The sequence below is a fragment of the Rhodopila globiformis genome (genome assembly GCF_002937115.1).
In the GTDB taxonomy this organism is placed as follows: Bacteria; Pseudomonadota; Alphaproteobacteria; order Acetobacterales; family Acetobacteraceae; genus Rhodopila; species Rhodopila globiformis.
Genome location: NZ_NHRY01000249.1, coordinates 1 through 8,295, shown reverse-complemented (window position 1 = coordinate 8,295; position 8,295 = coordinate 1). Strand labels below are relative to the sequence as shown.

6 protein-coding genes are annotated in these 8,295 nt (G+C 68.3%); 5 read left to right on the top strand and 1 reads right to left on the bottom strand.

Going from position 1 to position 8,295, the window contains the following annotated elements:
* On the bottom strand, positions 1–1,242 hold a 1,242-nt coding region (locus CCS01_RS25620), incomplete at its 3' end, for an O-antigen ligase family protein (RefSeq protein WP_104521605.1).
* 212 nt (positions 1,243–1,454) lie between these two features.
* On the opposite strand from CCS01_RS25620, the gene lptF reads away from it, so the two are divergent.
* From lptF to rsmA, 5 genes are all read left to right on the top strand, one after another.
* Positions 1,455–2,579: an LPS export ABC transporter permease LptF gene (gene lptF, locus CCS01_RS25615; protein ID WP_104521606.1), complete on the top strand. Its 1,125-nt coding sequence runs from the start codon at positions 1,455–1,457 to the stop codon at positions 2,577–2,579.
* Positions 2,580–2,597: 18 nt separating this feature from the next.
* Complete coding sequence (lptG, locus tag CCS01_RS25610; protein WP_104521604.1) at positions 2,598–3,710, top strand: LPS export ABC transporter permease LptG; 1,113 nt, start codon at positions 2,598–2,600, stop codon at positions 3,708–3,710.
* An 11-nt stretch (positions 3,711–3,721) separates the two neighbouring features.
* A complete protein-coding gene (locus CCS01_RS25605; protein WP_158258595.1) occupies positions 3,722–5,953 on the top strand; it encodes an LPS-assembly protein LptD in 2,232 nt (743 codons plus the stop codon).
* A 17-nt stretch (positions 5,954–5,970) separates the two neighbouring features.
* Positions 5,971–7,317: a peptidylprolyl isomerase gene (locus tag CCS01_RS25600; protein WP_158258594.1), complete on the top strand. Its 1,347-nt coding sequence runs from the start codon at positions 5,971–5,973 to the stop codon at positions 7,315–7,317.
* A 253-nt stretch (positions 7,318–7,570) separates the two neighbouring features.
* A partial coding sequence (rsmA, locus tag CCS01_RS25595; protein ID WP_104521601.1) for a 16S rRNA (adenine(1518)-N(6)/adenine(1519)-N(6))-dimethyltransferase RsmA occupies positions 7,571–8,295 on the top strand: 725 nt, incomplete at its 3' end.

The window sequence follows — 8,295 nt, the reverse complement described above, 5'->3', positions numbered from 1 at the left end:
GAACGCCCACCCCGCATTCGGCACCGTGAACAGCGACGTCGCCGAGGCAATCGGCCACATCATCACCACCATGATCACCAGCAGCGCCGCCTGCCGGTCATTGCCGCGGAACCCAGCCCCGCCGGTGCCCATCCGCCACAGCCACACGCCCACCAGCGCGGCGAACAGCACCAGTCCCGGCACCCCGCCACTGGTGCCGACCTGCAGCCAGTAATTGTGCGGATGAATGCTGCATCCCAGCGGACTGGCCGGATTCCGCACCGGCAGCCACGCCACGCCCGCCAGGTACTGCGGCTCCATGCAGTGATCGCGATACCCGTCCCAGCCCAGCCCGATCCACGGATGCGCCTGGATCATCGTCACCGCCCGGCCCAGCAACATGCCGTACTGGGTGCTCCAGAAATGCTCCATCTGGACGGTGAAATGCACCACCAGCTTGGCGAACGTCGGCGGGGAGATCTCCGGCAGCAGCGCCAGCACCCCGGCGCCGATCACCAGCGCCAGCGCCACCGGCAGGCGCACCCGGCGGAACAGCAGCGCGCTGACGCACATCCCCAGCGCCATCAGCAGGGTCGGCATCCGCTGCCCGATCAGGATCATCGTCGCCGCCGCGATCACCGGCACCGCCGCGCCCGCCACCCGGCTCAGCCGATCGGCGCGCTTCAGCAGCATCAGGCTGAGCGGCAGGAACGCCGGGAACAGCAGCCAGATCAGGTTCGGCCCGGCGGTCGGCCCACGGAACGGCCCGCTGAGCGACCCGTCCAACCAGCGCGGATAGCCGAAGACGTTGGTGCCCAGGAGGTACTGCTGCCAGACCTCCACCACGATCCACGACGCGCCGGCCAGCACCGCGTACCACAGCCACCGCCGCATCCGTTCCCCGGCCAGGACCCAGGTCTCCAGCGCCGCCACCAACAGGAAGAAACGCAGCGCGACCACCGCCTGGACGATCGCCGCCGCGTTGCCGACCAGCAGCGTGCACAGCAGCATCCAGCCCCAGACCAGCAGCGCCAGCCGGGTCCAGGGCGCGCGCAGCCAGGTCGCGTCGCGGCGGCTCACGCTGCGGATCAAAAACAATATCGTGATCGCACTCAGCGCCACGTCGCCGATGGCGCGCGCCCACAGCAGGGCGAACGGCAGCAGCAGCGTGGCGCCGGCGGCCACGGCGAACAGCCACCGCTCGCCGGCCGCCTCGTCCCGCAGCGTGACGGCGAGGTGGCGATTCCGTGTCAAAACCGGCATGGGGCTGGAGTCTCCGTGGTTGGACGGACCGCGAGCCGGCAGCCTGGCGCCGGGCGCGGCGGTCACGGTCCATAGGCACTGCCTGGAAGGCGGCCTGTTTGCGACCGAACACGCGGGTCCGCAAGAGGCACCTGCGGCGGCGCCGCGAAACCGTCCGTGGCATGACAGAAATGCGCGGTTGCATCGCGCCCGGCCCTGCCGCAGAAAGCGGCATGCGCTCCGGCCGAATCATCACACGCCTCGACATCTACATCTTCCGCCAGGTGCTGTTCGCGCTGGTGGTGACGACCGGCGGCCTGACGGCGCTGATCTGGCTGACCCAGTCGCTGCGCTTCGTCGATCTGGTGGTCAACCGCGGCCTGTCGATGGGCGTCTTCCTGCACCTGACGTCGCTGCTGATCCCCAGCTTCGTGTCGGTGATCCTGCCGATCACCGCCTATGTGGTGATCCAGTTCGTCTATCAGCGCATGGCCTCGGACCGGGAGCTGACGGTGATGCGCGCCGCCGGCCTGTCGCCCTGGACGCTGGCCCGCCCCGCCCTGGCGGTGGCGCTGCTGGCCACCGTGTTCGGCTACTGGCTCACCCTGTGGGCGGTCCCGGCCTCGCTGTCCGACTTCAAGCAGTATCAATGGGAGATCCGCAACAAGCTGGCGGCCTTCCTGCTGCAGGACGGCGTGTTCACCCCGCTGTCGGACAAGCTGACCGTCTATGTCCGCTTCCGCGACCAGGACGGGACGCTGCACGGCATCCTGGTCGACGATGCCCGCGACCCCACCGCGCATGCCACCATCCTGGCCGAGCGCGGGCGGCTGATCGATGGCCCCAACGGCCCGCGCGTGCTGCTGATCGACGGCAGCCGGCAGGAGATCGACCACCAGACCGGGCGGCTGAACATACTGACCTTCGGCCAGAACGAAATTGACCTGGCCAGCGCCACCAAGTCCACGACGGAGCGGCCGATCGACATGTCGGAGATGCCGCTGCGCGACCTGTTCAACCCGCACCCGTATTTCGAGCGGGACAAGCCGAAATACATCGCCGAGGGGCACAAGCGGCTGACCATGCCGCTGACCACGATGTCCTATGCCATGGTCGGCCTGTTCTCCGCCCTGGGCGGCATCTTCCGCCGCCACGGCGGCCTGCTGCGGCCGCTGGTGACGGTTGGCGTGATGGTTGGCCTGCTGGCGGCGGGACTGGCGTTCGGCACCCTGGCGGCGCGCGACAACAGCCTGGTGTTCCTGATGTGGCTGCAGGCCATCGTGCCCGGGGTGGTCTGCGCCTGGATGCTGATGGCGCCGTCGATCCGCCTGTTGCCGTTCCGGGCACGGGAAGCCTAGGAGTGGACCGCTAGCGCCATGACTGCCGCCGTCACGCTCTCCCTCTATATCGTCCGCCAGTTCGCCGCCTCGGTCATCGGCATGCTGATGGCGCTGTCGGGCCTGGTGGCGATGTTCGATTTCATCGAGCTGCTGCGCCGCTCCGCCAGCCATCCCGACGCCACCTTCGGCGTCGTCAGCCAGATCGCCGCGCTGCGCCTGCCCTATGTCGGGATGCAGATCCTGCCGTTCGCCGTGCTGCTGGGCGGCATCCTGTGCTTCTGGCGGCTGACCCGGTCGTCCGAGCTGATCGTCGCCCGCGCCTCCGGCGTCTCGGCCTGGGAATTCCTCTTCGGGCCGATGCTGTGCGCCGCGGCGTTCGGCGCCGTTGCCGTGGCGCTGGTCAGCCCCGTCTCCTCCGTCATGCTGGCCCGGGCCGAGCGGCTGGAGAATGCCTACCTGCAAAGCGGCGGCGGGCCGCTGGCCTTGAACGGCGGCCAGCTCTGGCTGCGCCAGTCCGACCGGCTGCTCGATCCGCAGGGCGTAGCGATCATCCATGCCTATGATGTCCGCCTGCACGGCAAGCAGCTGACGGCGGACCGGGTCAGCATCTTCCGTCTCGACGACGCCGATCGGCTGCTGACCCGGGTGGAGGCGACGCGCGCGACCCTGGTCAGGGGCCGCTGGCTGCTGGACAACGCCCGCACGATTCGCCCTGACCAGTTGCCGCAGCCGCCGCAGCAGATGAACCTGCCGACCGACCTGACGGTCAACCGCGTGCAGGAGAGCTTCGCCTCGCCCGACACGCTGTCGATCTGGGCGCTGCCCGGCTTCATCGCCCTGCTCGACCGGTCCGGGTTCTCCTCGATTCGCCACCGGCTGCATTTCCAGGCGCTGCTGGCGCTGCCGCTGCTGTGCGCGACCATGAGCCTGGTTTCGGCCGGATTCTCCATGCGGCCGGCTCGGCGCGGCGGCGTCGCCAAGATGATCGGCAGTGGCGTCGCGGCCGGCTTCACGCTGTTCGTCGTCTCCAAGCTCGCCGAGGAAATCGGGCAATCCGGCGCCTTGCCCGTGGTACTGGCGGCCTGGGCACCGGCCGCCTCAGGCCTTATGCTGGCGGTCGCCCTGTTGCTGCATACGGAAGACGGCTGAGGATGGATGACTTGCACCGCCCGCGACAGGGCCGGCTTCGCTGCCTGACAATTGCTCTGCTTGGCGTGGGGGCGGTTCCGACGGCGGCGTTCGCCCAGTTCGGCAGCCTGACCGCGCCCCACTCGGGCGGGCAGGTCCGCACCGACCAGCCGGTCACGTTCTCGGCCGACAGCATCGAGTATGACAAGGAACACAACCTGGTCATCGCCTCGGGCCATGTCGAGGCGTGGCAGAACGGGCACGTGCTGCGCGCCGACAGGATCACCTTCGACCGCAACACCGGCGTCGCGGCCGCCACCGGCCACGTCGTGCTGCTGGAACCCGACGGCGAGGTGATGTTCGCCGACTACGCCGAGATGCGGAACAACATGAGCGACGGCATCCTGAAGGATGTGCGCGCGCTGTTGCAGCAGAATGGCAAGATGGCGGCGAACGGGGCGCAGCGCACCGGCGGGCAGATCAACGAACTGTCCAAGGCTGTCTATAGCACTTGCAACGTTTGCGCCAAGCATCCCGACCGCCCGCTGCTGTGGCAGATCCGCGCCGACTCGATCGTGGAGGACATGGAGCACAAGAAGATCGAGTATCACGACGCCGAGTTGCAGATGTTCGGCATTCCGGTCGCCTATTTCCCGTATTTCTGGAACGCCGATCCGTCGGTGCGGCGGCAATCCGGGCTGCTGCCGCCGCTGATGGGGTCCGCCACCGGCCTGGGCGCCTTCTATGGCCAGCCCTGGTACCAGGTGATCGACGACCAGTCGGACGCGACGTTCATCCCGATGATCACGACGCAGGCCGGTCCGCAGATCGACGTCGAGTACCGCCGGCGCTTCAATGACGGCACCTTCCTGGCGAACGTCTCGACCGGCTACCTGGACGGGTCGATGCAGGGCACGCTCGCGACGCGCGGCCAGTTCAACTACGACGATACCTGGCGCTGGGGATTCGACGTCAACCGCGCCTCGTCCAGCAACTATGTCAACTACTTCCACCAGACCGAGGCGCTGAACGGCGACCTGAACATCCTGTCGAGCCAGATCTATCTCGAGGGCTTCGGCCAGGGGTCCTATACCCGCCTGGACACGAAGTTCTACCAGGGCCTGACCAACGCGATCAACAGCAGCTCGCTGCCGACGGTGCTGCCGCGCTACGAATACAGCTATTTCGGCCTGCCGGATTCGCTCGGCGGACGGTTTTCGATGTCCACCCAGAACTTCAACGTGATCCGCAGCGACGGCACCAACACCCGCCGGGCCGCCCTGACCATGGATTGGGAGCGGCCGTTCATCGGCATGCTCGGCGACCTGTGGAAGATCACCCTGCACGGCGATGCCGCCGCTTATAACGCGGCGGATTTCAACCTGCTGCCGAACTGGGCGCCGACAGCCTACATCCAGTCCGCGCGGGCCCTGCCGCAGGCGGCGCTGGACTTCCGCTGGCCCTTCATGCGGGACAGCGGCGCCTGGGGCAGCCAGTTGATCGAGCCGCATGTCCAGCTGATCCTCGCACCGCAGGTGGGCGACAGCCAGAACCGGCTGTATCCGAACGAGGACAGCCTGGATTTCGAGTTCACCGACGCCAACCTGTTCGGCTTCAACCGCTTCGCCGGCATCGACCGGCTGGAGGGCGGCCCGCGCGCCAACGTCGCCCTGCACGGCGCCTGGTACCTGGGCGGCACGACCTTCGACGGCCTGATCGGGCAGTCCTACCGCACCAACAAGGACAATGCCTTCCCCGAGGCGTCGGGGCTGCACGACCAGGTGTCGGACGTCGTCGCCCGCGCCACCATCACGCCGACCCGATGGCTGGACCTGACCTATCGCACGCGGCTGCGGAACACCGACCTGGCCACCCGCTTCGTCGATGCCGTGGCCACGGTGGGGGTCCCTAAGCTGAGTGTGTCCGCCGGGTATCTCTATACCAACTTCGATCCGTACTACTTCTACGACCAGCCGCCGCCGCCGCCGCCGGGCAACCCGTACTATGTCCCGCGCAACGAAATCACCATGACCGCGTCCTCCAACTGGGGCACCTACCGCTTTACCGGCTTCCTCCGCCGCGACCTGCAAACCGGGCAGATGGTTGCCGCCGGTGGCGACGCCATCTATGAAGACGAGTGCTTCATCTTTGATTTGCGTGCGTTCCGCCGCTATACCAGCCTCAATGGCGACAGCGGCGCGACCGCTGTGCTGTTCCTGTTGACATTCAAGACGATCGGCCAATTCGGCTATCGCGCCATGTGATATTGGAAATGCCTGACATGCCGAAGCTTCGCCGCAACCAGTACGGCGCCGGATTGTTCCTGGTTCTGCTGGCTGGCCTGTCGCCAGTCATGGCGGGCGCCGCGCCGTCGCACGTCGCCACCAAGGCCGCTGCCGAGGTGCCCATCGCCTCCGCCAGCCGCATCGCCGCCGTGGTCAACGGCGACGTCATCAGCGAAGCCGACATCGCCAACCGCGCCCGGCTGTTCGCGATCTCCACCGGCCTGCCGATGTCGCCCGAGGTCATCGACCGGCTGAAGCCGCAGATCCTGCGGCAACTGATCGACGAGCGGCTGCGCGTGCAGGAGGCGCAGCGGCGCAAGATCGTCGTTCCGGACGCCGAGATCGCCGCCGCGATCAAAGACATCGAGGCCCGCAACAACATGCAGCCGGGCGCGTTGCGGGCGAAGCTGGCCGCGGACGGCGTCAGCAACCGCACGCTGATCGACCAGATCCGCGCCCAGCTTGCCTGGACGCAACTGCTGCGCGAGGTCGTGGGCGAGCGGCTGAACGTCACGCCGGCCGACATCGCGGAACAGCAGAAGCTGGCGGCGCAGCGCGTCGGCCAGCCGGAATACCGCCTGGGCGAGATCTTCATCCCGGTCGATGAATCCAACAACAGCGCCGATGCACAGCGTTTCGCCGAGACCGTGATCACCCAGTTGCGCGCCGGGGCGCCGTTCCCGATGGTGGCGGCGCAGTTCAGCCAGACCCAGACCGCGCTGTCGGGCGGCGAGCTTGGCTGGGTGTCGCCCAACGAACTCGATCCGCAGATCGCCCGCCTGGCTGCCGAAATGCCGGTCGGCGCCGTCAGCAACCCGGTGCGGGTGCCGGGCGGGTTTTCGATCATCAACCTGCAGGGCAAGCGCGAGATCGGCCACGACATGGCAACGGTCGTGACGCTGCGGCAGGCTTTCTTCCCATTCACCGTGCCGCTGACCGATCCGCAGAACCCGACGCCGCAGCAGCGCCAGGCGCTGGCGAAGGCCAAGTCCGTCATCGCCACCGTGAACGGCTGCGACCAGATGGAAGCCATCGCCAAGGCCAACAACGCGCCGAACCACCCGGCTGATCCGGGTGAGGTCCGGCTTGAGGGCGTCAATCCGCCGGCGTTCCGGACGCTGCTGCAGAACATCCCCATCGGCAAGCCGACCGAGCCGCTGGTGTCGCGCGACGGCATCGCCGTGGTCACGGTCTGCAGCCGCGAGCAGAAGAATATCGGCGAGATCACGCCGGAGGAAATCCGCAACCGCCTGATCGGTGAACGGATCGAGCTGCTGTCGCGCCAGATGATGCGCACCCTGCACCGCAAGGCGAACATCGACCGGCGCGATAACGGCGTCTGACGCCGGCGGCACACGTTTCTTGCCACGCCGGCACGGGGCCTTTCATGCCGGGTGCAGGCCCGATTGGCGCTGAAACACCGGCGGCCGTTGCTATATCGTCATGCCGGGCGAGGGCCCGGCATCCACGCCTTTCCCGGCATCGGCATCGCACGGTGTGGAGGCCGGCCGGGGCCTGTGCCCGGGCTTGTCCCGGGTACCGGCCAAGATCCATGGGACCGTCTGTGCCGACCTGTCAGAATTTCCGGCTCTTGGCATGAGCACGCCGTTGCCCCAATGGCCGCCGCTGCGGGAGGTGATCGCCCGCCACGGCCTGGCGGCGCGCCATGCCCTGGGCCAGCATTTCCTGCTGGACGGCAACCTGACCGACCGCATCGTCCGGGAAGCCGGTGACCTGGCCGGGCGGCATGTGATTGAGGTCGGCCCCGGCCCAGGCGGGCTGACCCGCTCGCTGCTGGCCTCGGCCGCCGCCAGCGTCACGGCGATCGAGCTGGACCGCCGCGCCATCGGGGCGGTGACGGAACTGGCCGAGGCGGCCGGCGGGCGGCTGCGGGTCATCGAGGCCGATGCGCTGTCGGTGGATATTCCCGCGCTGGTGCCGGCGCCGCGGCAGATCATTGCGAATTTGCCGTACAATGTGGCCTCGCCGCTGCTGATCGGCTGGCTGCGGCAGGCGGGGGCGTTCGAGCGGCTGACGCTGATGTTCCAGCAGGAGGTGGCGGAGCGGATCTGCGCCGCGGCCGATACCTCGGCCTATGGGCGGCTGTCGGTGCTGGCGCAGTGGCTGTGCGACGCCCGCATCGTCATGCGGCTGCCGCCGGCGGCGTTCATCCCGCCGCCGAAGGTGTGGTCCGCGGTGGTGAGCCTGGTGCCGCATGCGGTGCAGCCGGAACCGGCGGTGTTCCGGGCGATGGAGGCGATGACGGCGGCGGCGTTCGGGCAGCGGCGGAAGATGCTGCGGGGGCCGCTGCGGGGGTTGGG